Genomic DNA, 24,177 nt, shown 5'->3' with positions numbered 1-24,177 from the left:
CTCCCTGTTATCCAGCACTAATTGTACGGTATCAGCGAACCAGATCTTGCCAGCAAAGAACTGGACGGTGGTGCTCATCGAGAGGCCACTTCTTCTTACAGTTCGTAAAAAACGGGGAATGCGCCCTAAAGATACGACTTTCGAACCAGCACCGGCTCCATGTGATGAAAATCTTCAATCTCTCCACTGAGCTGCTTCCTGACACTGCGGCCATCTTCATAAGGATCGTCGGCTGTCCAGCTCTTCTGCCTTTCCACGCACCATCCCATGGCCTCCATGACGTGGCCGGGACGATCCCGGTACTGCTCCCAGGTTTTTCCAGGAAAATTATAATCCGATGCTTCGGGCAACCCCCACTGGATCTGATCGCTTCCGTCCAGGCGCTTTCCCGATGTGACCCGCACCGCCTGGAGCTCGGGCATGGGGGAGACCAGATAAATCGTGCCTTTCGTGGCGTCACTGAGGCAAAACAAAATAGTTTCGATCATATCCTTGCAGGTCTTTTCAAGGATATTCTTGTTGATGATCATGTTGACCTTTTCCCTTCGGCGACGATACTTGAGGTAATTCACTCCCGCCACACCTATGTATCCCGAAAGTCTGCAAGGGTCAACTCGCTTTTGGATGCCTCTCACGCCCTGCCGTAAAGCGCGCTCATCTCCCCGAGACGCACGGCCTGATCCTCGGTCATCTGCCCGGAAGTCAAGCGCCATTCCCAGTTTCCGTAAGTTACTGAAGGAAGGTTCATCCTCGCGGCTTCCCCCAATCCCAGAACATCCTGCATGGGGATAATGGCCGTGTGGGCCACAGAGCGCATGGCAAGACGCACCATTTCCCAGTGAACATCCTCCTCCGATACGACCTTACCGATATAATTAAAGAAACGTTCTTTTTCCCTTTCCCCGAGCTCCCTGCTGAACCACCCCCGAGTGGTGTTGTTGTCGTGGGTACCGGTGTAAACAATGCCGTGGGGGGTGTGATTGTGGGGCGCATAGGCATTGACCGGCAAGTCCTCTCCAAAGGCGAACTGGAGGAGCTTCATCCCGGGGAAGTCATAGGCGGCCATGACTTCCCGCACATCTGAGGTGATGATTCCCAGATCTTCCGCGATAATGGGCAGAAAAGCAAAACGCCTCAGAAGGGTATCGAAGAAGTCGCGAACTGGAACGGGGACCCATTGGCCATTGACGGCCGTCTTTTCACCGTGAGGGATTTCCCAGTATTGCACAAAGCCCCTGAAATGATCCAACCGGATCATATCGAACAGGCGGGCATTGTGCTCGATCCGTTTCACCCACCACGCGTAGCGTGTCTCCCTGAGCCGGTCCCAGTCATAAACCGGGTTGCCCCAAAGCTGGCCCGTGTCGCTGAAATAGTCCGGGGGAACGCCGGCAACAAAACAGGGCTTCTTTTCACCGTCGAGCTTGAACAAATCGGGATGAGACCAGACATCGGCACTGTCATAACTCGTATAGATGGGCATATCCCCGATGATCTGAATTCCCTTCTCATTGCAATACTTCTTCAGTGCAAACCACTGCCTGAAAAATAAATACTGGTAAAATTTCTCCTGAAGGATCCGATCGGCCAGCCTCAGCCGCCAATGGGCCAGAGCCCCCTCCTCCCTGTCCCTCAACTCCGGCGGCCACTCGTTCCAGGCCACTCCCCTGGATTCTTCCTTCAGGGAGGTAAAAAGAGCGAAGCTATCCAGCCAGGACCCGTTTTCAATACAGAACCGGTCGAATTCATGACTCCCCAGTCCACTGTCCCTGAAATTTTCGAAAGCCGCGCGCAAGAGACGATGCTTGTGCTCCGCAGCGGGTTGATACTCCACTCGATCCTCCCGGAATGCCGGCCGATTCTCCAAAGCATCCGGTGGGAGCCATCCTTCCTCCACCAACTGCTCCGGACTGATGAAGAGAGGATTCCCCGCAAACACGGAACAGCTGCTGTAAGGGGAGTTGCCATAAATCATGGCGGAAGGATTGAGAGGCAGCACCTGCCAGATGCTCTGCCGCGACGCCTCCAGAAAATCGGCAAACGTGTAGGCCTCGCAGCCCAGATCCCCTATACCGAAAGCAGAAGGAAGGGAGGTAATGTGAAGCAAGATTCCGCTCCGTCTTGTTGTCATGTTTCATCCTCGGCGTGTTCCCGACCCTAAGGAAATCTATACTCGATGAGGTGCAAAACTTTCCATTTGATGGCTCCATGCTCTTTGTAGGAGCGGCATCCTGCCGCGACGGTGAACCTGTCGCGGCAGGATGCCGCTCCTACAAAAATGGAGTTTTCAATTTCTAATGCGTAGCCTTCGTCCCCTCGCTCTTGAGGAGCACGACTCCCAGAGGAGGAAGGACGAGCGTAACGGATTGATCTCTGCCATGGCAGGGAAGCGAAAAGGCTTCGACTCCCCCCAGGTTTCCCATGCCGCTCCCTCCATAGGCCTCCGCATCACTGTTCAACAACTCATGCCACATGCCGCCGCGGGGCACCCCTACCCGGTACACTGTGCGGGGTACGGGAGTAAAATTGGCCGCCACCAGGATGATATCCCCGGACGCCCTGTCCTTTCGAATGAAACTGATGATGCTGGAATCGGCGTCATGAAAGTCGATCCACTCAAAGCCATCGTAGCTGAAATCCAAGGCGTGCAGCGCCGGCTCATTCCTGTAAGCACGATTGAGATCCTGGACCCAGCGCTGCATCCCCACATGAGGCGGCAGATCCAGGAGATTCCAGTCGAGGCTTTTCTCGTGATACCATTCATCCCACTGGCCGAATTCGCCCCCCATGAAAAGGAGCTTCTTTCCTGGATGGCTGTACATGTACCCGAACAGCAACCGCAGATTGGCAAACTTTTGCCAGTCGTCGCCGGGCATTTTTCGTAAAAGAGACCCCTTCCCATAAACGACCTCATCGTGTGAGAGAGGGAGAATGAAATTTTCGAAGAACGCATACCAGATGCTGAAGGTCAGCTGATTGTGGTGGAATTTACGGAATACGGGATCCTGGGAAAAGTAGCTCAACGTGTCGTGCATCCAGCCCATGTTCCACTTCATGCCGAAGCCGAGCCCTCCCAGATACGCCGGACGGGAAACCATGGGCCAGGCGGTGGATTCTTCAGCGATCGTCTGCACATCGGGATGATGCTCGTAAAGCACTTCATTGAGCCTTCGAATGAAGGAAATGGCATCCAGATTCTCTTTGCCGCCGTATGCGTTGGGAAGCCATTCTCCCTCGGTGCGGGCGTAATCCAGGTAGAGCATGGACGCAACGGCATCCACTCTGAGGCCGTCGGCCCTGTATCTATCGAGCCAGAAGAGAGCACTGCTGATGAGGAACGAGCGGACTTCATAGCGGCCATGATTGAAAATATAGCTGTTCCATTCCGGGTGGTACCCCTTCTTGGGATCGGCATGCTCATAAAGATAAGTCCCGTCGAAATAGGACAATCCGTGCTCGTCGCTGGGAAAATGCGAAGGCACCCAGTCGAGCACCACACCGATGTCGTTTTGATGGAGCCGATCGATGAGATACATCAAATCCTGCGGGGTCCCATACCGGGACGTCGGCGCGAAATAGCCCACCGTTTGATAGCCCCACGATCCATAAAAAGGATGTTCCATGACGGGCAGGAGCTCCACATGGGTAAACCCCATGTCCTTGACATAGGCCACCAGGTGGTCGGCCATTTCCCGGTAGGACAGGGAGCGGTCCCCCTCTTCAGGCACGCGCCTCCAGGAGCCCAGGTGCACTTCATAAACGGAATGGGGCGCGTTGAGGGCATTGGCGGCAGCGCGCTTTTTCATCCAAGCGTCGTCACCCCATTCGTACTGAATATCCCACACAATGGAGGCCGTTTTGGGCGGGGTTTCCCAGTGGAATGCAAAGGGGTCCCCCTTGTCCACCCGATATCCATTTTCCCTGGATCGGATGTGATACTTGTAAATCGTGCCGTTTCCAAGACCTGGAATGAACCCCTCCCAGATCCCCGAACCGTCGCTCCGCACCTGCAGAGAATGTGAATCTCTGTCCCATCCGTTGAAATCGCCTATCACCGACACAGCTTCCGCATTGGGGGCCCACAAGGCAAAATGCGTTCCCTCCGCCCCGTCCACCTTCACGAGGTGGGCTCCCATCTTCTCGAAAAGCTTGAAATGATTCCCTTCCTTGAACAGGTAGATATCGTGCTCGGTCAGGAGACTTCCTTTATAGAGAACCTTGTTCTCAGGCATCATGATCCTTCCCTTTCAGGCAATTCACAGAAGTCTTTCCAGGCGCCCTCGGCTGGCAGCCGCAGACTCCGTGCTTTCATTCGTTTTTAACGCACATCCCCAGGAAGCATTTTCTTTTAAAGATCATAGCAGGTCTGAAAAAGTTTGGTATGAAATTGCACATTACTTTCCGTCTGACCCTTTCAGGGGCAGACTTGAGTGGACCGCTGCCGTTTGGCTGCGTCCCGCGGGAGATTTCAACACACCGGGTATTTCCCTGAGGCCAAATCGAGGCAGAACGTCCCCATCTGCTCCAACTCCCCTGCAATGACATCACGAACGGCGGAGGCGATTTCCCGGAACTTCCTGCCCGGCTTCAGCTTCAAGTGGGCGGTGGCGATGACGGGCCGGTTGATGGGCATGCCGATACGGCTCAACAACAGTGTATGCACCTCCTTGATGCCTTCCACGGACTCGTAGATCTCCCGGGCCATTTTGTGGGCGAGTACATTGTATATTTTCCCCACGTGAGAGACAGGATTTTTGCCGGCTGCCGCCTCCGTTCCCAAGGGACGCGTCAGGGAAATGAGTCCGTTCACCCGGTTGCCGCGCCCCACCTGGCCGGAATCGGCATCCTCCGCTGAAGTCCCCAGCTCGCTCAGATAAACACCGCCGAGGCCTCTCCCTTCCTGATCCAAGTGGTTGTAATAGAGGGCATAATCCTTCAATCTCAGATCGTCGCAATTTTCCAGAAACGATTGCATCTCCTTGTAAATTCTGGCTTTTCTCTGGAAATAAGCCCCTTCGGAAAGAACGTACCGCGCTATGAGAGGCATTGCCACGGTCAGCTGCAGCCCTTTCCCCCTTCTCAGTCCCATGACCTTGACATCTTCCCCGGTTTCAGCAAATTCGCTTTTAAAGTCTTCGGAATTGAGATAGTTTTCCAGCCTCATAACAACCCATTCCAGGCGGGAAAGCGGATAAAAACCCACTGCCGCCGAAGTGTCATTGGCTCCTTTAATTTCCCCCGGCCGGGAAAAGATATCCGTGAGCTCTTCCGACCCTTCAGCCAGCAGCACCTTATATTTGAGGTGCTTTTCTGGATCCACAAAGCGCAGGTTTTTCCCGATCCACTGCTTGGCGGCGTCCACAGCGATATCTTTGACGGGAATGGCCTTGCCCCCTGCCTTAAAAGTCGCACGGTCTCCAATGATCAAAGTCATGGGATGGACCACCCGGCCCCCTCCAAACCTCTGTGCCGTCTTCCCCGCAGCAAGCATTCCCTTGTCGATGTTGTGATGCAAAATGGTGCCGCATTCCTTCAAATATTCCTGCGAGAGCGCAATGGATATGGATTCCATGATGGAATCGCAAATGGTGTCGGGGTGGCCTTTCCCTTTTCGTTCCACAACCTCTACGCTCTGCTCGCCGGCAGATAAGCCCTTGTAAGACTCGACCACGATCATGGTGTCTCTCCTTTTTGCAGGCTCGATTCCCTCTGTCTTTAGATCAGCACTCTTGCGTGAGGAGCCCCGGCAGGCCCCTCGGGGATGGAATAAGTCAAGTATCTAAGAATACTACAAGATATTTACACCTTTCCCACACCCTCTGTCAATTTTAAGTCCACATCCCGGCAAGAAAAATGATAGAGTGGCGGCGACAGAAAGAGAAAGGCATGCATGGAAACCATTTCGGACAGAAAACGGATCTTTTCGTGGGCATTCTACGACTGGGCCAACTCCGCCTTCGCCACAACAGTCATGGCGGGTTTTTTCCCTCTTTTCTTCAAACAGTACTGGAGCGCAGGGACCGCCGCGACAGTCAGCACCTTCCAGTTGGGTGCAGCCAATTCAACCGCAAGCATCATCGTCGCTTTCCTGGCTCCCATTCTGGGAGCAATCGCCGACCAAGGCAGTGTCCGCAAGAAATTCCTGCTCTACTTCGCCGCCATGGGCATTGTCATGACCGGCGCCCTCCCCTTCGTGGCCAGGGGAAACTGGGAAGCGGCCATTGCCTTGTACATATTTGCCACAATCGGCTTCTCGGGTGGAAATATCTTTTATGACGCCCTGATCGTCAATGTCGCTCCGAAGGAGCAGATGGATTCCGTCTCGGCCCTTGGCTTTGCCTTGGGATATCTTGGCGGAGGGCTGCTGTTCGCTCTCAACATCACCATGACCCTCACCCCTCGGACCTTTGGGTTGAACGATGCGAGCGAGGCGGTGCGTCTCTCTTTCATCTCCGTGGCCGTTTGGTGGGCCATCTTCTCCATTCCCCTGCTGGTTTTCGTCCCGGAGCCGAAAAACAACACCCCCGGCCCCCGGCGAAATCCAGTGTCGGCCGGTTTTCAGCAGCTGAAAACGACTTTCAAAAAGGTGCGCCGACTGCGTGTCGTATGCCTGTTTCTCCTGGGCTACTGGCTTTATATCGACGGTCTGGACACCATTGTCCGCATGGCAGTGGACTATGGCATGTCCCTGGGCTTTGCCTCCAAGGACCTCATCACGGCTCTTCTCATCACACAGTTCGTGGGATTCCCCGCAGCCATGGCATTCGGCTGGATCGGAGAAAAACTGGGCGCCAAAACGGGAATTTTTATGGGGATCACCGTCTACCTCGGAGTGACCCTCTGGGGATTTTTCATGCAGGAAGCATGGGAATTTTACCTGATTGCAGCCGTCATCGGTCTGGTCCAGGGAGGAGTCCAATCTTTGAGTCGCTCCTTTTACACACGTATCATTCCCAAAAACCAGTCTGCCGAGTTCTTCGGCTTTTACAATCTTCTGGGCAAATTTGCCGCCGTCATTGGTCCCCTCCTCATGGGATGGGTGGGGGTACTGACGGGAAATGCCCGCTATTCCATTCTTTCCATCAGCATCCTTTTCCTGTGCGGCGGGGCACTCCTCGCGTTCGTCAACGAGGACGAAGGCCGTCGCCTCGCGGAGCAACTGGAACGTAGATCCTTTGACAGTTGCACCGGACATCCTTAACATTTCAGCAGTGTTGCAATACGATGGAATCGATTCCCATCTTTGATCCGATGCACTTTTCCAGCAAAAAGTGAAGCGAGTGCGTTGCCCGACCCAACGGCAAAACGTCTCTTTCGATGGATGACCGGACACACTGGTTGCAACAGGCATGGGGCCTTCCAATCGGTGTGCTCTCTCAAAAAAGGAGGAAGATGATCATGAACCGAAAGCTGGCCAGTTTACTCCTCGCGGTGGTCCTCTTGATGCCCAGCCTCGCCGGCGCCGTAACGGACGAGGACTTCAAAGTGGCGACCACTCAAAATCTCATCAACCTGTGTACGGCTTCAGCCGGCGATCCCCGGCAGAAAGAAGCCATCCACTTTTGCCACGGCTACCTGGTGGGAGCCTTCCACTACCATACGGCAGAAAATGCAGGGCCCGAAGGGAAACAGCTCTTATGCCCCCCAGATCCCGAGCCGACACGAAATCAGACCATAGCCATGTTCCTGGAATGGGCCAAGGCGAATCCCCAATACATGGGAGAACCTGCTGTGGACAGTGAATTTCGTTTCCTGATGGAAAAATGGCCCTGCAAACCCTGATTCTGCGCATAGAAAGGAGTAAGCCATGATGAAGATCGTGATGACATGTGTATTGGTGCTCACCCTCGCCCTCGGCGGATGCGCAGGAATGTCCGACACCCAGCAGAGGACTCTGAGTGGAGGAGCGATGGGTGCCGCAGGTGGGGCCGTAATTGGAGCCATCGCGGGGGATGCGGGCATGGGGGCCGTCATCGGCGGTGCTGCAGGGCTCACGGGCGGCTACCTGTATGGAAAGCATAAAGAAGCCGAAGAGAATGCCTATCAGCAGGGCTACCAGCAGGGCAAGCGCAGCAAGTAGCTCCTCGAATGAAATTTCTCCTTTGGCTCGTACGATAAAAATTCCCCCTTCGGAAGAAGGGGGAATTTATTCCTGGAAGACCGCCAATCATGAAAACAGACACCCGCCCCAAGATACTGCCGGAAGATTCTCACAACCAGACACTGGTCTCCAATGTTTTCCCACACGGCTGGGAAAATCCAAAGCCGGGGAGTGCCCATGAAGTTGATCCAGGGGATACTGCGCCACGGTGCCTTGAGCACAACGGAACGCTACGTGAAGAGGCTTTCGGAGGATCTGAGAGGGACGGTTGAGTTGCTCAGTTCGGATGCGTCAAAAATAAATTCCCACCCAAAAGAAAAAGGGTCTGCGTGACACTTCCGCAAACCCTTGCTGTATTTGGCGTCCCCAACCGGATTTGAACCGGTGTTGCCGGCGTGAAAGGCCGGTGTCCTGGACCGGGCTAGACGATGGGGACCTCAAAAGTGAGGATGCTTTTATCGAAAGCTTCCCCACTTGTCAAGTCTTTTGTTTGGTGGGCCGTGCTGGATTCGAACCGGCGACTCTCTGCTTAAAAGGCAGATACTCTACCTGCTGAGTTAACGGCCCAAAATGTGATCACCACCCAAACAGAAGCTCGCTTTTAGCATGGTCCCCTGGGAGTGTCAAGGAGTAAATCTTCACTTTTGGAAGCTGGGAGATTCACGCCCTCGAAGCGCGACATGCCCACTCAGCAGCCTCCTTGACTTCATTTCAATCATACAATAGCTTAACCTGCACCTGAGGAGAGGATTTCCTCCGCCCTTCGGTACGACTGACGCACCTTTCAAGGCCCAGCGTCGGAATGAGGCATTCAGCACGGCTTTTTCCATTTATACCTATTGAGGATGAAAAGCCTCGTTTTTGTAGGAGCGGCTTCCAGCCGCGACGTGAGTCGGTCGCGGCTGGAAGCCGCTCCTACAAAGAGCATGGAGCGACCTGAAAATGTAACTTCTTAACCAAAACGAGTATAGCAAAGGAGGATTTCCACATGAAAAAAGTTGCACTCGGTCCACAGACTCTGCTCTACCCCCTGCCTGCCTTTCTGATCGGCTCCAACGTCGACGGAAGGCCCAATTTCATGACGGCGGCCTGGAGCGGCATCGCCAACAGCAATCCCCCCATGGTGAGCGTCGCCCTGCAGCACCACCGCTACACCCTCAAGGGAATCAAGGAATGCGGCACATTTTCCATCAATGTTCCCTCTGCCGACCTGGTCAAAGAAACAGATTACTGCGGCATCGTTTCCGGCACCAAGGAAGACAAGACGACCCAGTGCAAGTTCCAGGTCTTTTACGGGAAGCTCAAAGACGCTCCTCTCATCCAGCAGTGCCCTTTGAACCTGGAATGCAAAGTCGTCCACATCCTCAACCTTGGAAGCCATGCCTTCCTCATCGGCCAGATCGAAGAGGTCCATGCCTCGGAAGCGTGTCTCACCGACGGCCAGCCGGATGTCCAAAAGATCGATCCCATCGTCTTCTGCCCCGGCTCGAAAAAGACCTATCATAACCTCGGGAAGGAACTGGCGGCAGCCTTCAGCGCAGGGATGGAAATCAAGAAAACCTGACGGACTGCTGGAATGCCTCTTCAGCCCTCGAATTTTTCTCCCACCGCAAGACCTTCCAGGGCGCTCCGATCCAGCAGGTGGATCCTGCGCCCTTCCACCTGGATGTACTCCTGCTGGCTCATTTTGGCGAAAATGCGGGACAGGGTTTCCGGGATGGTCCCCAGGAGGCTTGCCAGCTGCCCTTTGGTGATGTCCAGGTCGAAGTTGTCCGAGGATTTATTCCGGTCGCTCAAATACAGGAGGTACGCCGCCAGCCTTCCGGGAACTTCCTTGAGGGACAGATCTTCGATGAGGTGCGTGAAACGCCGCAACCGGTGGGCAAGGATGGCCAGCATGTTGGTCGCCAGGGAGGGTTCCTTCCGCAGCAGTTCCATGAAAGCCTGCCTCGGGAAAAAAAGGAGTCGCGAAGCTTCCAGCGTCACCGCATGGGCCGGGTACTTGCCCCCCGCAAAGACGGGTACTTCTCCAAAGAAATCTCCCTTTCCGAAAATATGGAGGATCTGTTCTTTGCCCTCCAATGACAGCTTGAAGATCTTCACCTTTCCCGAAAGGATGACATAAAACCCGGTGGCCTCCGATCCCTCCGAAAAGAGCATTTTCCCCTTTTTGCATTCCTGATCCACACAAATATCGACCAAGGCACGGAGCTGTACGTCCGGCAGTCCCTGGAAAAGGGGGATTTCAGCTACGTGTTTTACCAGCTCCATGTACACCTCTCCTTCTCGGTCAAAAATTTCGCATCCCATTGACTCAAGTCAAAGCCCGGAAAACCCGGATGGCTTATGTTTACCCACACGAAGGCGGAACAACAAAAGGTTATAATAATTTCGGGAATGCCTCAATGAACTTTGTGCAAGAAAATACGGCTACATCAGGCAAATCGAGGCCTCCCGTGGAAAAAATGGGATTCCTTGACTTGAATCAAGGTCCTTTTGAGAAAGCCCCCCTAGAATACGCTCAAGAGTAAAGCGAACGTTCAAAGGGTGATTAAAATTTTCACTTAACTAATGACAAATAGAGAGGAACAATACCATGTTTTGTTATCAATGTGAGCAGGCGGCAAAGGGCGAAGGATGCACCAAGATCGGCGTATGTGGCAAGCAACCCGAAGTAGCGGCTCTGCAGGACCTTCTGGTTTACGCTCTGAGAGGCCTTTCCCTCGTTGCGGTAGAAGGCCGCAAAGTGGGCGTGGAAGACCATGAAGCCGACGTATTCACCTGCGAAGCCCTTTTCTCCACCCTGACGAACGTCAACTTCGACGGCGAGAGCCTCGTCAAACTGATCGGACGCACCGTTCAGAAGCGGGATGCCCTGAAGGGCAAGGTGAAGGCCGCCGGCGGCAAAGGTGACTTCCCCCAGGACGCTGCGGTTTTTCAGCCGGCCGCGAACATGGAGGGACTCCTGGCTCAGGCTGAGAAGGTCGGCCTCAAATCGGACCCCACCATTGACGCCGATATCCTCTCCCTGCAGCACATTTTGCTTTTCGGCTTGAAGGGCGTTGCAGCCTATGCCGATCACGCACAGATCCTCGGGCAGGAGGACAATACGGTCTACGCTTTCCTGCAGGAAGGGCTCGCAGCCCCTTTGAACAAGGACCTGGGCCTCAATGACTGGATCGGCCTCGTGCTCAAGTGCGGTGAAGTGAACCTGAGGACCATGGAGCTCCTGGATTTCGGCAATACCGGTACCTACGGCCACCCGGTGCCCACCAAGGTCCCCCTGGGCCACAAGAAAGGCAAAGCGATCCTCGTCTCCGGCCATGATCTGAAAGATCTGGCGGAGCTGCTGAAGCAGACCGAGGGCAAAGGGATCTTCATCTATACGCACGGTGAAATGCTTCCCACCCACGGCTATCCGGAATTGAAGAAGTATCCCCATTTTTATGGACATTACGGAACGGCGTGGCAGAACCAGCAGAAAGAGTTCGCTCAGTTCCCCGGGGCGATCCTCATGACCACCAACTGCATTCAAAAGCCGCAGGAATCCTACATGCCCAACATCTTCACCACCGGACTGGTGGAATGGCCGGGGGTTCCCCATGTCACCTACAAGGATTTTTCGCCCGTCATCGACCGCGCCCTGGCGCTTCCCGGTTTCCAGGAGGATGCCCCCGGCAAGGAAGTCATGGTAGGATTCGGTCGAAACACTATCCTGGGTGTGGCGGACAAGGTCATCGAAGCCGTCAAGAACAAGGACATCCGGCACTTCTTCCTGGTGGCCGGCTGCGACGGCGCCAAGCCGGGCCGCAACTACTACACGGAATTTGTGGAAAAAATCCCCAAGGACTGTGTGGTTTTGACTCTGGCCTGCGGGAAGTTCCGTTTCTTCGATAAGGACCTCGGCACCATCGGCGGTCTGCCCCGCCTTCTGGATGTCGGACAGTGCAACGATGCCTACTCCGCCATCCAGGTGGCCGTGGCTCTCTCCAAGGCCTTCAACGTGGGAGTGAATGAACTGCCCCTTTCCATGATCCTTTCCTGGTATGAACAAAAGGCCGTGGCCATCCTGTTGACACTGCTCTACCTGGGGATCAAGGATATTCGCCTGGGGCCGTCTCTCCCCGCATTCGTAACCCCCAACGTGCTGGATGTCCTGGTGAAGAATTTCGACATCAAACCCATCTCCACGGTGGACCAGGATCTCAAGACCATTCTGGGCTGATTCCGTATGAGTGGGGACAGCATGAACATGTGACATTGAATTGAAAGTATGACGGGTGGGGCCTGCGGGCCCCACCCGGACGCAGACAGCGTAAGCCGGCAGAAACTGGGCGGTGATGAGGAGAAAAAGAGATGAAATGTCCTGGACAAGATAGCCGTTACTGGGAACCGGGAGCCATTTTTGAGGCGGAATGCCCCCAGTGTGGCCACGCAGTGGAATTTTTCAAAGACGAAGCCACCCGCAAGTGCAGAAACTGCGGACACAAATTCGCGAACCCAAAAATGGATTTCGGATGTGCTTCCTACTGTAAATTTGCAGCCCAATGCCTCGGGAACCTGCCCCCCGAACTGCTCGCCCAGCGGGAGAATCTCCTCAAAGATCGCGTGGCATTGGAGATGAAACGTTATTTCAAGCAGGACTTCAAGCGTATCGGCCACGCCGGCAAGGTGGCTCAATATGCCGAGCGCATTGTGAAGGAAGAGCAGGGTGAGCCCGCCGTGGTGCTCACCGCAGCTTACCTGCATGACATCGGCATCAAGGAAGCCGAGCGCAAATACAACAGCACCGCCGCACGCTACCAGGAAGAAGAGGGCCCTCCCATCGCCCGCGACATTCTGACGCGTTTGGAGGCACGGGAAGATTTGACGGAAGAGGTATGCGACATCGTGGGACATCACCATCATCCCAGGGACACGGAAACGACCAATTTCAAATGCCTTTACGATGCGGACCTCATTGTCAACCTCCTGGAAAGCCACAACGAAGCGCCCATGGCCCCTGAGCGCCTGACCCAGGTGATCGAGAAAAGTTTCCTGACGGAAACGGGCAAGAAGATCGCCCGAGAGGTCCTCTCGAAATAATGGACACAGAATATCCACGGGGAGTTAGAGAATGAAGATCATAAGAAAAATCATAGAGATAAATGAAGAACGCTGCGACGGTTGCGGACAATGTGTGCTTGCCTGTGCGGAGGGAGCCATTGAGATCATCGACGGCAAGGCGAAAATCGTCAAGGATTCCTACTGTGACGGACTGGGCGCCTGCCTGGGAGAGTGTCCCCAGGGAGCTCTGAAGATCATTGAACGTGAAGCCGAAGACTTCGATCCCGAAGCGGTGGAGCATTACCTGGCACAAAAAGAAAAACAGCAGCAGGCTGCAAAACCATCCCTGGCGTGTGGGTGTCCGTCGAGCCAGATCCAGACCTTCAACGTCTCCTGCCAGGACGTCAACCGCCCCAGGTTTCAGGAAGAAACCTCGTCGGCCCTTTCCCACTGGCCGGTACAGGTCCGACTCGTGCCCCCCACTGCCCCATTTCTGCAGGGGGCCGATCTCCTGGTTGTCGCGGATTGTACTCCTGTGGCCTACCCAAACTTTCATCGCGACTTCCTCCAGGGGAAAGCCGTCATGCTGGGTTGCCCGAAATTCGATAATGCAGAGGAATACATCAAGAGATTCGCGGAAATCTTCCGTGTCGCCAACATCCAAAGCGTCACCGTCGTCGAAATGGAGGTCCCCTGCTGCTCCGCTCTCCCCGCCATCGTTCGGAAGGGGATGGAAGCGGCCGGTAAGGAAATTCCCATAAAGGAGGTTGTCATCAGCGTGCGGGGGGAAATCCTGCACAAGGAGCAAAAAGTCGCCTGAGGGCGAAAAGCTCCCCCGCCACCCACCTCTTTCACGAGCATCCTTCAAAAGCCAGAGTGCGGGACGGAGTCCAGGCAAGGCATCTGTCCCGCGCTTTTTTGTCCGCCGTCCCGTTCCCAACCGATCCACGGGGCATTCCCCTCCCCCGGCAGCCGAACACTCACCAGAATTTCATCCTTGCAAAAACCCTGCAGGCCATTATTATTGGCTTGAACTGATCAATCAAACTTTCTCCTCACTTACAGTGATCGCATGCAGAAATTGCCTTTTTCCATATTCATTCGAGAGCTCGCACGATTGCTGCTCATGGTGATCGTAGTGCTCACCGTGCATGCCTGCGGAGGCAAAACCTATTATGCTCCCCCGCCTCCCGAAGATTCTTATTCTCCCACTCACTCACGCAAACCGCCCATGAGCACCTACCCATCGAGGCCGTCCTCCCCTTCGGCCGGGATTCCCTCTGCAGCGCCCCGGGCGCCTGCCCCCTCTTCACCCGGCTATGTTCCCAAAAGCTCCTCAGGGGTGTGTGTGGTGGAGAGACCTCTCACCAGCCTGGATTCCCGTAAAACGGTAGTCCATGAGGTGGGTCCCCTGGAAACCATCTGGCGCATTTCAAGAATGTATGGCGTTTCAGAGGAATCCATTTACCAGGCCAACCACCTGAAGCCCTCTGATTCCATCAGCATTGGGCAAAAGCTGACCATTCCCGGTGCCAAAGTCATGCGGCATGTCATTTCCCTCTACCCCAGTTCGAAGTGGAAATACATCATCCTCCATCACACTGCCACAGACATCGGCAAGGCCTCACTCATCGATCGAAACCATCAGGATCGGGGCTTCTGGAACGGGCTGGGTTATCATTTTCTCATCGACAACGGAAGCCTGGGAAAGGGAGACGGTCAAATCGAGGTCGCTCCCCGCTGGATCAAGCAGCAGCGTGGCGCCCATTGCAAGGCGAACGGTATGAATGAAGGTGGGATCGGCATCGCCCTGGTGGGCAATTTCACCCAGGACTGTCCAACCCCCGCTCAACTGGATTCCCTGGCTTACCTCCTCCAAACGCTTTGCACGTATTACAAGATACCCGCCTGCAACGTGAAGGGCCACAGAGATGTGGACGGCGCCAACACCCAGTGCCCTGGGGCTCGATTCCCCTGGTCGAACGTTCGCCAATGTCTTTCCGCTTTTTGAGGGATTTTTGCCGGCTCGTTCTGACCAATGTCCTTCAGATCTTTCGATTCGATGCTCCTACAACAAACAAAGCCTTGAAACCTCAAGACGTTGAGACAGCCGGTAGGAGATCCATTGCGGTCTTGACCTGGAATTGAATTTCAGTCGGTTTTTGTCTATACTTGAAACCTATATGGTTCACTGAGCTATAAACCGCTATGAAAGAAAGGACGATAGAGCGTATGAGGAGGGTCCCCGTGAATGAACTTCTGGCGCCTGGTGGGAGTTTGGAGATGGTTGAAGGTGTTTTTGCCCAGGGTGCCGATTCGGTTTATGTCGGCTCCAAGGGCTTCAGCCGCCGCAAATGCGCCTGGGAGATGGAGGACTCACAGATCAAGGAATCCGTCGAGATCGCCCGATCCTTCGGGGGAAAGGTCCGTATCGCCCTCAATGCCGAGATTCCCGAGGACAGACAGATGATCCTCCTGGGCAAAATCGCCAGGTACGCCGCCTGGGGTGCTGAAGGGGTCATCGTCAAAACCCCCGCGGTCATGCAGATGGTGAAGCACAACTTCCCTGAGCTCCTCATTCACGCCAGCGTCGGCTGCAACATTCAGACACGGTCCCAAATGGCACAGTACAAAGCGTATGGAGCGAGCCAAATCGTCGCCGGCACCGAAATCAACACCGTCGAGAAAGTCAGGGCCTTCAAGGAGGCCGCAGACGCCGAGGGCTTGGGAGCGGAGGTGCTCGTGCACGGCAATCGCTGCGTCGGCGGCGTCGGCAACTGCGCCTTTCACGAGCTCATCAGTGATTCCTATATTCGGCGAACTCATGTCGACGAGGACGGAAACAAAATTGTGGAATACGAGGGATGGCCTGACAGAAGCGGCAGTTGCTTCCGCCTGTGCCTGCTGACGGACGAACAGCGACGTAAAGTCTTGAGCCAGCGGGGACGTTCACGTGGAGAAATCGAAGCCATCAACGAACGCATCCGCCTTCACCCCAATGTGGCTTTCGTCATCAATGGGAGGGAGCTGTGGGATTACATGGACATCGGCCTCACCACCCTCAAGGTTCAGGGAAGGGAGTATGCCGTCAGCCTCGTCAGCCGGATGATATCCATCTATCGGGCCATGATCGACGCCCACAGGGCCGGGACACCCCATGATGCATCCCAAATGATCCCCCTCCAGCAGGAACTGGAGGCCATCTGCCTCGACAGGGACCGGGTCCGCATGGAAAAAACCCGCGAACTGCACCGCAACATCAAAGGGCTCTACGCCTGAGCGCGAGATTTCCTGCGAGTTACGACCAGGCATTGAAAGCTTGTCTTCTGTAGGAGCGGCATCCTGCCGCGAACAGGCATGGGGTCGCGGCTGGAAGCCGCTCCTACAAACCTGGAGCATCCATTACCGTGTGCCTTTGACGCACAACCTTCCACCCTCGAAAATCAGAGGATCTTCAGCAGGGGAAGTGCCGCTCGAAATTCCTCGGTCCCGCAGCGCTCCAGCAACTCATAAACCATCATTTCCGTGGAGCTGATGACGGCTCCAGCCTGTTCCAGGCGCCGCAGTCCCACCTCTCGATTGAGTCCGCTTCGCGACGCAACGGCATCCACTGCAACATGCACCGTGTATCCCAACCGCAAGGCGTCAGCCCCCGTATGAAAAATACAGACATGCGTTTCGAGGCCTGCCAGCAGGAGGGTCCTGCGCCCCGTTCTCGCCATTGCCCGCGCCAGGCCCTCATTTTGAAAACAACTGAACTCGAGCTTGTTCAAAATGGTCGGTGAGGAAACTTTCCCTGTCAGTTCGGGCAGGAATGCCCCCAGCTTCTCGGAGTTGTGCTCAGAAAAAATAACCGGGATTTTGAAAAGCTCCGCCGCAGCGATCAGGCCTCCCGCATTCTTCACGAGCCGATCCTTCCCTTCACAAGGATCCAGCATGACTTTCTGGATATCCACCAGCAGTAAAATACAGTCTTCTCGATTCAAAAACTCTCTATGCGGATTCATTTCTCTCTCCCCTACAAAATTTTGAGGCGGGTGCGGCACGGCACGATTGGCACGAAGATCATTGAGGGACGCTGAAAACGCTGACAGGCGCAGACTACGCTGAAAAAAATCGCTCCACCAGCAGGCGGGCGATCTGTCGGCTGCAGCCGGTGTGTGTAGACAGGAAGCGCTGGGCCGAAGCCTTCATTTTCGCCTGGATGGCTTCATTCTCCAGGCATGCGGCCAGGGCAGTCTGGAGCCCTGAAGGTGTATCCACTTTTCGTCCACAGCCCGCCTGGAGGAGGCTGCTTTCAATTTCTCGAAAATTGAAGAGGTGTGGTCCCCAGAATGTCGGCTTGAGGCAGGCCACCGCCTCCAGCGGGTTGTGTCCACCGAAAGGAACCAGGCTTCCTCCGATGACAGCCGCATCCGCCAAATGGTAGAAGAGGCTCAGTTCTCCCAGGGTATCCAGCAAATAAACGGACTTCTCCCGCGCGGTCTCCCCCAGGGAGCGCCGCCCCACCGAGCAGCCATGCTTCCGGCACAATTCCACCAATTGGGAAGCGCGTTCGATGCGGCGGGGAGCCAGAACCAGGAGCAAGTCCCGGTGGCGCTCGCGCAGGTGTGTGTGGATCTCCAGGAGTGCCTCTTCCTCCCCTTCGTGGGTGCTGCCCCCAATCCACACAAGCCGGTCGCCGCTGATCCCCGAGCTCTCCCTCAGGCGGGAAAGCTCCGACGCAGGAGGATTTTTCAAAATGGAATCAAACTTGAGATTTCCCAGGGCCTGAATGCATTCCTGGCAGACCCCCAGGGCTCGATACCGCTCCCTGTCTTGTGAGGATTGGACAAATACCATGTCCAGCGATTGGTAGAGCGGACTCAGCACGGGAGACAGCCGCCTGAGGCGAGCGAAGGATCCGGGGGAAATGCGTCCGTTCACGAGAACGGCCGGCACGCCGCGATGCTTCAGGGCATCGACGCAATTGGGCCACAGGTCTGTTTCCACCAGGACAAAAAGGCCGGGCTGGACCCGGTCCACCAGGGTCCTCATGCTCCATGGGAAATCGTGGGGCAGGGTGAAGAAATCCTCCACGGTAGATCCCAGGCGTGTGCGTGCCATCTTCAGCCCCGTCTCCGTCGCAGTGGAAAAAACGATGTGAAGATCGGGTCTTTCTTCCTGGAGGGCTTCCACCAGGGGCACGACGGACAGGGTCTCTCCTACCGAAAGGGCATGAAACCACACCCTTGGCGGGGTTGAGGAAAAAGTCGGTGTGTCCAGTCCCAGGCGGAAGCGAAGGATAGCGCGATACTTGCCGTCTGTTCGGGCTCTCAGGTTGTAGTATAAGGCCAGGAGGGGCCAACAGAGTATCCAGCAGAAGTTGTAGGCATAATACCAGAAATGCTTTCTGAGGGGAGATTCCGGTGAGGGGAGGGAGACGGCAGGCGGCATCAGGAGCACTTCCTATTTCGAGCACATGGCGAGGGCAAGCTCCGCCACGCGATGGGCCACCCCAGGCGCACCCAGGCGCTGACGAATCTGCGCCAGTCCCCGCTTTTGCTTCTCCAGCTTTTGCGGGTGGAGCAGCAGATCCATGGCCTCGGCTGCAATGCGCTCGGCTCGCGCCTCATGCTGCAGGCACTCGGGCACAATCCGCTGCCCTGCAATGAGGTTGGGAAGTCCGGCATACTTCACTTTGATGAGGTGACGTCCCAGGTGATAGCTGAGACTTGAGACCTTATACACGATGACCATGGGGGTTCCCAGCATGGCGGATTCCAGCGTCACCGTCCCGGAAGCCGTCAGCACCAGGTCGCAGGCGCGCAAGACCCCATACGTGTCTCCAGCCACGACCTGCACCGGCACTCCGCTCTGCGCCACGCGGCTCTCCACCTCGGCCACAGCCACCGTGGGGGCAACCGGCAAGACGAAACTCACGTCGGGCACCCCATCCCGGATAAGAGCTGCGGCAGCGAGCAGTTCCGGCAGCAGTGAACGGATTTCAGACTGTCGGCTGCCCGGGAGGAGCCCCACGAGAAAGCCGTTTTTCCCAAGTCCATAGCGGCTTGCAGCCTCGTCCCGAGATGGGGCTTCCTCGATCCGGTCCAGCAGGGGATGTCCCACGAAATGCACCGTCATCCCGAAGCGTTGGAAAAACTCCTGTTCAAAAGGAAGGATAACGGCCATCTCATCCACAAAACGCTTCAGGGTACGCACGCGCCCCGAGCGCCAGGCCCAAACCTGAGGGCTGATAAAATACAATACGGGAATCCCCAGCCCCTTGGCGAGACGTGCCAAAAGAAAATTGAAGTCGGGAAAATCGATGAGGATCAGGAGGTTTGGGCGGTTCCCCTGAAGATACCCCTTGATCTTTCGCCAGGCCCCATAAATCTTCCGCCCGTGGTGCAGGACTTCCGAGATTCCCACGACAGAGACATCTCGATTGTCCACCAGGATGGAAGCGCCGGCCTCCTTCAGATGAGCCCCTCCCAGGCAGGTTACGGAGGCGTCCGGCTCACGGGCTTTGATGGCACGGACCAGCCCCGAGGCATGAAGATCTCCCGAGGCCTCACCGGCACTCAGAAATATTTCGATGGCAGCCTTCCCCGTGACGATCCCCTTCCGCCCATCTGCTCTTCGATCTGGTGGGAAATGTCCAATGCCACGGCCAGGGCCCGCAGTCCCTGCCGCCCATCCACGAAGGGCCTTTCACCCGTTCGAACCGACTTCAAAAAGGAGCTGATTTCTTCCTCCAACGCGTCCGTTTCCTGGATTTCGAGCTCTTCGACCGAAAGCTGCGGATACCCAGCGTCATCGGATTCTTTCTCTTTGTAGACGGCGTAAGCCCTCTTGTCGGCGTAATCCGCCGAAAGATAGCAGTTTTCCTGAAAGACCCGGAGCTTGCGCATATTCTTGAGAGACATGCGGCTGGCGGTGAGATTGGCTACGGCGCCGTTGGAAAATTCGAGACGTACGCTGGCGATATCCGGAAGCTGCGTCAAGACCGCCACACCCGCTGCCCGGATGGTTTGGAGGGGCGATTGAATGATGTGGAGCGCGATATCGATGTCATGGATCATGAGGTCCAGGATGACGTCCACCTCCAAGCCCCGCTCGTTGAATAGGGCCAGGCGATGGGCTTCCAGGAACATGGGGTTGTCCAGGCGTGGGTAGAGGGCCGAAAAAGCAGAGTTGAAACGTTCCAGGTGGCCCACCTGGAGGATGCAGCCCTTTTCCCGGGCCATCCGCACGAGCTCTTCCCCCTGTTCGAGGGTCTGGGTCATGGGCTTTTCCAGCAGGACGTGAACACCTGCGGAGAGAAACTCTCTGGCCACATCGTAGTGATGAACCGTTGGCGTTACAATGCTGACGGCATCCACTCGACCCAGGAGGGATCGATAGTCCGCCACCGCCTCTGTTTCCACTTCGTCGGCCACTCTCCGGGCCTGAGATGCATTGATATCGGCGACGGCAACCAGGTCTGCTTCGGCAAGACGCGCATATTTCTGCGCATGAAAACGTCCCAGGTACCCTACGCCGATCACCCCCACTCGCAGTGCGTCCGGTCGTGGCCGGCGGATGAGCACGTCGGACCCGCTTTTCGGGACAGGAACCTGGCCCAGGGCGATGGCATCGCGGGGAGAGATCCGCGGCGCCTCACGCCCCTCGTCTTTCGCGGCCGCATCACCGCTGTCTTTTCGCACCATGAAGGTGATGCCGGCTGCATCCGCTGAATCGATCATTTTGTCCAGGTCGAAAACCAGGGTCCTGCCCGCTTCCACCACCAGCACGCGTGCGCCCACACGCTTCATGGTCTCGATGGTCTCATATCCCACGGCCGGAACATCGAACCTCAGGTCCTGGATGGGCTTGCTCACCTTCACGACGACAGCCCCACCCCGGCACAAGCGGCCGCCGCGAAGGATCGTGGCATCCGTGCCGTCGATGCCCTCCACCGCAAGCACAGCCAGGTTTTTCACCACCAGGCACTGCCCGATGTCCAGGTGACCGATAGCCTTGGCCATCTGCCACCCGAAATTGATGTCGTTGAGCTCACGCCGGTTGGGCTTGCGCCGGGTCAGGATGCCTTCGGGAGCCAGGAGGGACGGCAGGAAAAGGGTCGAGGACTCTATGTGAATCCCTTCGGACTCCAGCTCCTCGGCGAGGGCTCTCAGGAGGAAATCGTCCTTCTTGGTGATGAGGCGGTTCAGAAGCTTGACTGCTCGCCAGTCGGGGCGAATGCGCGCATAAAGCTTTGTCTTGTTGATGGCCCCGGCCATGGCGGCGTGGGTGATGCCCGCATTTTTGAAGGCTTTGATCATGCGATTCAGCTGGCCGAGCTTCAAAAGATGGAATTCCATAACGTATTTGCTCAGCATGGGGTCCGTTTCGCCGTCGAATCCCACGGCCACGACTTCCACGCCCGCCTGGCTCGCTGCATGGGCAAACAGGAGCGGGAATTGCCCACTCCCCGCAATGAGCCCGACCCGGCTGTATGCGACTGGCTGACCTGTCCTTCCCTGATCGCTCATACCGTAAACTTGGTCACTCCCCTCTTGGAATGCTCCACCATGAAATCCACCAGTACATCGACTTCCGGTAGAGACTCCACTTCCGAGCGAACTCTCTCGATAGCTTCGTTCAGGCTGAGACCGGAGCGAAAAAGGATCTTATAGCTCTTTTTGAGGGCATGGATGGCGCTGCTGGAGAACTTGCTGCGGCGCAGCCCCACAAGATTCGGACCGTACAGCTTCGCGGGAGCACCAAAAGCGAGCATGTAAGGCGGCATGTCCATCCGCAGACCGGACTTGCCGCCGATGAAGGCGTAGGTCCCGATGCGCACAAACTGGTGGATGGCCACCAAGCCTCCCAGGATGGCATGATCATCCACCTGGACGTGCCCTCCCAAAGTGGCGGCATTGGCCATGACCACCTGGTTGCCGATGGTGCAGTCGTGAGCGACGTGGGCATAGGCCATGAAATAGTTGTTATTGCCGATGCTGGTGCGCCCTTTGCCGGTTTTCGTCCCGCGATGAACGGTTACATTTTCCCGGAAGGTGTTTCCATCCCCGATGATCACCTGAGTTTCTTCGCCTCCGTAGCTGAGATCCTGCGGAGGAAATCCGATGGAAACAAACGGGGAAATTTGATTGCGCTCCCCGATCGTTGTCCATCCGTCGATCACTGCGTGAGGCCCCACGACGGTACCGGAACCGATGGTGACGTTGGGCCCGATGAGACTGAAGGCGCCTACCGTCACTTCGTCCGCCAACCGGGCCTGAGGGGACACAATGGCAGTGGGGTGAATTTCCATAGTGTACTTCTCTCCTTGCAAGCGCTAAAGCCGTCTAGAATTATCAGTCGTTATTCCCGGATTTCCCTGTATCGACCGTCGCCATCAGTTCCGCCTCGGCCACCAGTTGGTCATCGACATAGGCATTTCCCTGCATCTTGAAGACTGGCCCCCGCCGTTTGAGTATTTTCAGCTTCAAAATCAACTGGTCTCCGGGTCGAACGGGTTTGCGGAACCTGACCTTGTCCATCCCCATGAAGTAGACCGCGTTGGATTTGAGCTCGGGTAAGTGGGTGAACGCGAGGATCCCCCCGGCCTGGGCCAGGGCTTCGATGATGAGCACCCCCGGCATGATGGGCTGGAAGGGAAAATGGCCCTGGAAGAACGGCTCGTTGATGCTCACATTCTTGAGGGCCGTCAATTCTTCCGAATTGTTTTCCAGCACGCGGTCCACCAGCAAAAAGGGGTACCGGTGGGGCAGAACCTCCAAAATTTCCATAATTTCCATGATCATTCCCTATGTAATATACTCCAAACGGATGAGAGCCTGACTTATTGATGATCCCGTAGGAGCGGCTTCCAGCCGCGATTGCACCAGTTGGCTCCCAATGGAATCGCGGCTGGAAGCCGCTCCTACGAAAGTCAAGATTTTACCCGTTCGCGGTATAATTCCTCGAGTTGAGCAATCCTTTTGGCCAGGTTCTTGAGCTCTTCTCGCATCTGAGGAAGGCGGCGAAGGTTCACCGTGCTCTTGAGCCATTCCTTGTGTGGGAATGCCGGGCTGCCCGACACATCTTCGCCCGCCTTGACGGAGTGGCCTACACCGGACTGGGCCCCCACGCGCGCGCCATCTCCAATTTCGATGTGTCCCACGATCCCGGCCTGCCCCGCGAGGATCACGTGCTTCCCCACCCGGGTGCTCCCGGAGATTCCCACCTGTGACACCACGATGGAATATTCACCCACCACGACATTGTGCGCCACCATGACCAGGTTGTCGATCTTTGTCCCGCGCTGTATCCACGTTCGTCCAAAGGTGGCCCGGTCGATGGTGCAGTTGGCCCCGATTTCCACGTCGTCATCGATCTGCACAATCCCTGCCTGGGGGATCTTCACATGGCGACCCTCCTCATCCTGGGCGAAGCCGAAGCCATCGCCTCCAACAACGGTGCCGCTGTGGATGATGACCCTGTTTCCGATGCAGCAGCCATCCAGAATGGTGACTCCGGGATAAATCAGGCAATCGTCCCCCACGCTTACTCCGAAACCGAGATAAGCCCCCCCATAGATGCGCGTTCCGTTCCCAATGCGCGAATCTGCGCCGATCTGGGCCAGCGCCCCCACCCGCACATCGTCGCCCAGTTGGACGTTCTCTCCAAGACACGCGGTGGAATGGATGCCGGCGGCCAGGAAGGGCGGTGATGCAAACAGCTGGGCTGCCCGCGCCAGGGCCAGGTACGCGCGTTCGCACACCAGCAGGGGCCGATCGATGGATGCAAGGTTGGGAGGAACGATGAGGGCGGATGCCCGGGTTTCGGCTGCAAAGGGCAGGTACTTTTCATGCGAAATGAAGCTCAGCTGCCCTGGAAGAGCGTCTTCCAGGGGCCCGATCCCCTGGATGCGGATTCCGGGATCTCCCTTGACGGCAGCTCCCAGGTACTCTCCCAGCTCCCCCAGGGAAAAAGACTTCCCGGGATTCGTTTGGTCTTGGTCTGTCATGCGTCTCATTCCAGAAGGAACGGTCAGAGGAAAA

At 56.2% G+C, this 24,177-nt stretch carries 21 protein-coding genes and 2 tRNA genes; 9 read left to right on the top strand and 14 right to left on the bottom strand.

Annotated elements, in window-relative coordinates:
- Positions 1-125: 125 nt before the first annotated feature.
- From MWC30_RS19215 to MWC30_RS19200, 4 genes are all read right to left on the bottom strand, one after another.
- Positions 126-581, bottom strand: a complete 456-nt coding sequence (locus MWC30_RS19215) for a hypothetical protein (RefSeq protein ID WP_244085822.1) — start codon at positions 579-581, stop codon at positions 126-128.
- Between the two features lie 50 nt (positions 582-631).
- Positions 632-2,131, bottom strand: coding sequence for a 4-alpha-glucanotransferase (malQ, locus tag MWC30_RS19210; RefSeq protein ID WP_244085821.1), 1,500 nt, complete (start codon positions 2,129-2,131; stop codon positions 632-634).
- A gap of 163 nt (positions 2,132-2,294) precedes the next feature.
- Positions 2,295-4,232, bottom strand: a complete 1,938-nt coding sequence (gene glgB / locus MWC30_RS19205; protein WP_368860894.1) for a 1,4-alpha-glucan branching protein GlgB — start codon at positions 4,230-4,232, stop codon at positions 2,295-2,297.
- Between the two features lie 236 nt (positions 4,233-4,468).
- Entirely contained in the window at positions 4,469-5,677 is a 1,209-nt protein-coding gene (locus MWC30_RS19200; RefSeq protein WP_244085819.1) for a methionine adenosyltransferase, read from the bottom strand.
- A gap of 213 nt (positions 5,678-5,890) precedes the next feature.
- Here MWC30_RS19200 and MWC30_RS19195 point away from each other — a divergent pair, with 213 nt between their 5' ends.
- The 3 genes from MWC30_RS19195 to MWC30_RS19185 all read left to right on the top strand — a co-directional run bounded on the left by MWC30_RS19195 (position 5,891) and on the right by MWC30_RS19185 (position 8,080).
- Entirely contained in the window at positions 5,891-7,201 is a 1,311-nt protein-coding gene (locus tag MWC30_RS19195) for an MFS transporter (RefSeq protein WP_244085818.1), read from the top strand.
- A 197-nt stretch (positions 7,202-7,398) separates the two neighbouring features.
- A complete protein-coding gene (locus MWC30_RS19190; RefSeq protein ID WP_244085817.1) occupies positions 7,399-7,782 on the top strand; it encodes a Rap1a/Tai family immunity protein in 384 nt (127 codons plus the stop codon).
- A gap of 25 nt (positions 7,783-7,807) precedes the next feature.
- Complete coding sequence (locus tag MWC30_RS19185) at positions 7,808-8,080, top strand: glycine zipper family protein (RefSeq protein ID WP_244085816.1); 273 nt, start codon at positions 7,808-7,810, stop codon at positions 8,078-8,080.
- 379 nt (positions 8,081-8,459) lie between these two features.
- Here the strand turns inward: MWC30_RS19185 and MWC30_RS19180 are convergent.
- Together MWC30_RS19180 and MWC30_RS19175 are read right to left on the bottom strand one after the other, a co-directional pair.
- A tRNA-Glu gene (locus MWC30_RS19180) sits at positions 8,460-8,537 on the bottom strand.
- Between the two features lie 55 nt (positions 8,538-8,592).
- A tRNA-Lys gene (locus MWC30_RS19175) sits at positions 8,593-8,668 on the bottom strand.
- 421 nt (positions 8,669-9,089) lie between these two features.
- Between MWC30_RS19175 and MWC30_RS19170 the strand changes: the two genes are divergently transcribed.
- Positions 9,090-9,665: a flavin reductase family protein gene (locus tag MWC30_RS19170; RefSeq protein ID WP_244085815.1), complete on the top strand. Its 576-nt coding sequence runs from the start codon at positions 9,090-9,092 to the stop codon at positions 9,663-9,665.
- Between the two features lie 20 nt (positions 9,666-9,685).
- Here MWC30_RS19170 and MWC30_RS19165 read toward each other — a convergent pair whose 3' ends face one another.
- A complete protein-coding gene (locus MWC30_RS19165; protein WP_244085814.1) occupies positions 9,686-10,372 on the bottom strand; it encodes a Crp/Fnr family transcriptional regulator in 687 nt (228 codons plus the stop codon).
- 325 nt (positions 10,373-10,697) lie between these two features.
- On the opposite strand from MWC30_RS19165, the gene hcp reads away from it, so the two are divergent.
- The 5 genes from hcp to MWC30_RS19140 all read left to right on the top strand — a co-directional run bounded on the left by hcp (position 10,698) and on the right by MWC30_RS19140 (position 16,426).
- Positions 10,698-12,326 (top strand): hydroxylamine reductase, encoded by a 1,629-nt coding sequence (gene hcp, locus MWC30_RS19160; RefSeq protein ID WP_244085813.1) that lies wholly within the window; start codon positions 10,698-10,700, stop codon positions 12,324-12,326.
- Positions 12,327-12,457: 131 nt separating this feature from the next.
- Positions 12,458-13,186, top strand: a complete 729-nt coding sequence (locus tag MWC30_RS19155; RefSeq protein WP_244085812.1) for an HD domain-containing protein — start codon at positions 12,458-12,460, stop codon at positions 13,184-13,186.
- Positions 13,187-13,217: 31 nt separating this feature from the next.
- Complete coding sequence (locus tag MWC30_RS19150) at positions 13,218-13,967, top strand: ATP-binding protein (protein WP_244085811.1); 750 nt, start codon at positions 13,218-13,220, stop codon at positions 13,965-13,967.
- A gap of 252 nt (positions 13,968-14,219) precedes the next feature.
- Positions 14,220-15,158: an N-acetylmuramoyl-L-alanine amidase gene (locus MWC30_RS19145; protein WP_244085810.1), complete on the top strand. Its 939-nt coding sequence runs from the start codon at positions 14,220-14,222 to the stop codon at positions 15,156-15,158.
- Positions 15,159-15,394: 236 nt separating this feature from the next.
- On the top strand, positions 15,395-16,426 hold the full coding sequence (locus MWC30_RS19140; RefSeq protein ID WP_244085809.1) for a peptidase U32 family protein: 1,032 nt from the start codon (positions 15,395-15,397) through the stop codon (positions 16,424-16,426).
- 164 nt (positions 16,427-16,590) lie between these two features.
- Here the strand turns inward: MWC30_RS19140 and MWC30_RS19135 are convergent, their stop codons facing one another.
- The 7 genes from MWC30_RS19135 to lpxD form a co-directional block, all read right to left on the bottom strand.
- Positions 16,591-17,154 (bottom strand): isochorismatase family protein, encoded by a 564-nt coding sequence (locus tag MWC30_RS19135; RefSeq protein WP_244085808.1) that lies wholly within the window; start codon positions 17,152-17,154, stop codon positions 16,591-16,593.
- Positions 17,155-17,248: 94 nt separating this feature from the next.
- Positions 17,249-18,583 (bottom strand): 3-deoxy-D-manno-octulosonic acid transferase, encoded by a 1,335-nt coding sequence (locus MWC30_RS19130; RefSeq protein WP_244085807.1) that lies wholly within the window; start codon positions 18,581-18,583, stop codon positions 17,249-17,251.
- 12 nt (positions 18,584-18,595) lie between these two features.
- Complete coding sequence (gene lpxB / locus MWC30_RS19125; RefSeq protein WP_244085823.1) at positions 18,596-19,714, bottom strand: lipid-A-disaccharide synthase; 1,119 nt, start codon at positions 19,712-19,714, stop codon at positions 18,596-18,598.
- The gene (gene lpxI / locus MWC30_RS19120) at positions 19,711-21,663 is read right to left on the bottom strand and encodes a UDP-2,3-diacylglucosamine diphosphatase LpxI (protein ID WP_244085806.1); all 1,953 of its coding nucleotides are present in this window, start codon (positions 21,661-21,663) and stop codon (positions 19,711-19,713) included. Before lpxI ends, lpxB begins: the two co-directional genes overlap by 4 nt.
- On the bottom strand, positions 21,660-22,445 hold the full coding sequence (lpxA, locus tag MWC30_RS19115; RefSeq protein ID WP_244085805.1) for an acyl-ACP--UDP-N-acetylglucosamine O-acyltransferase: 786 nt from the start codon (positions 22,443-22,445) through the stop codon (positions 21,660-21,662). The genes lpxI and lpxA overlap by 4 nt, the downstream gene beginning before the upstream one ends.
- Before the next feature lie 43 nt (positions 22,446-22,488).
- Positions 22,489-22,932 carry a 3-hydroxyacyl-ACP dehydratase FabZ gene (fabZ, locus tag MWC30_RS19110; RefSeq protein WP_244085804.1) on the bottom strand — a complete coding sequence of 148 codons (444 nt, stop codon included), beginning with the start codon at positions 22,930-22,932 and terminating at the stop codon, positions 22,489-22,491.
- 134 nt (positions 22,933-23,066) lie between these two features.
- Complete coding sequence (lpxD, locus tag MWC30_RS19105; protein ID WP_244085803.1) at positions 23,067-24,143, bottom strand: UDP-3-O-(3-hydroxymyristoyl)glucosamine N-acyltransferase; 1,077 nt, start codon at positions 24,141-24,143, stop codon at positions 23,067-23,069.
- Between the last annotated feature and the right edge of the window lie 34 nt (positions 24,144-24,177).

The organism is Desulforhabdus sp. TSK, assembly GCF_022836495.1.
Taxonomy (GTDB): domain Bacteria; phylum Desulfobacterota; class Syntrophobacteria; order Syntrophobacterales; family Syntrophobacteraceae; genus Desulforhabdus.
The sequence above is the reverse complement of the archived record's forward strand: the minus strand, read 5'-3'. Positions and strand labels throughout refer to the sequence as shown.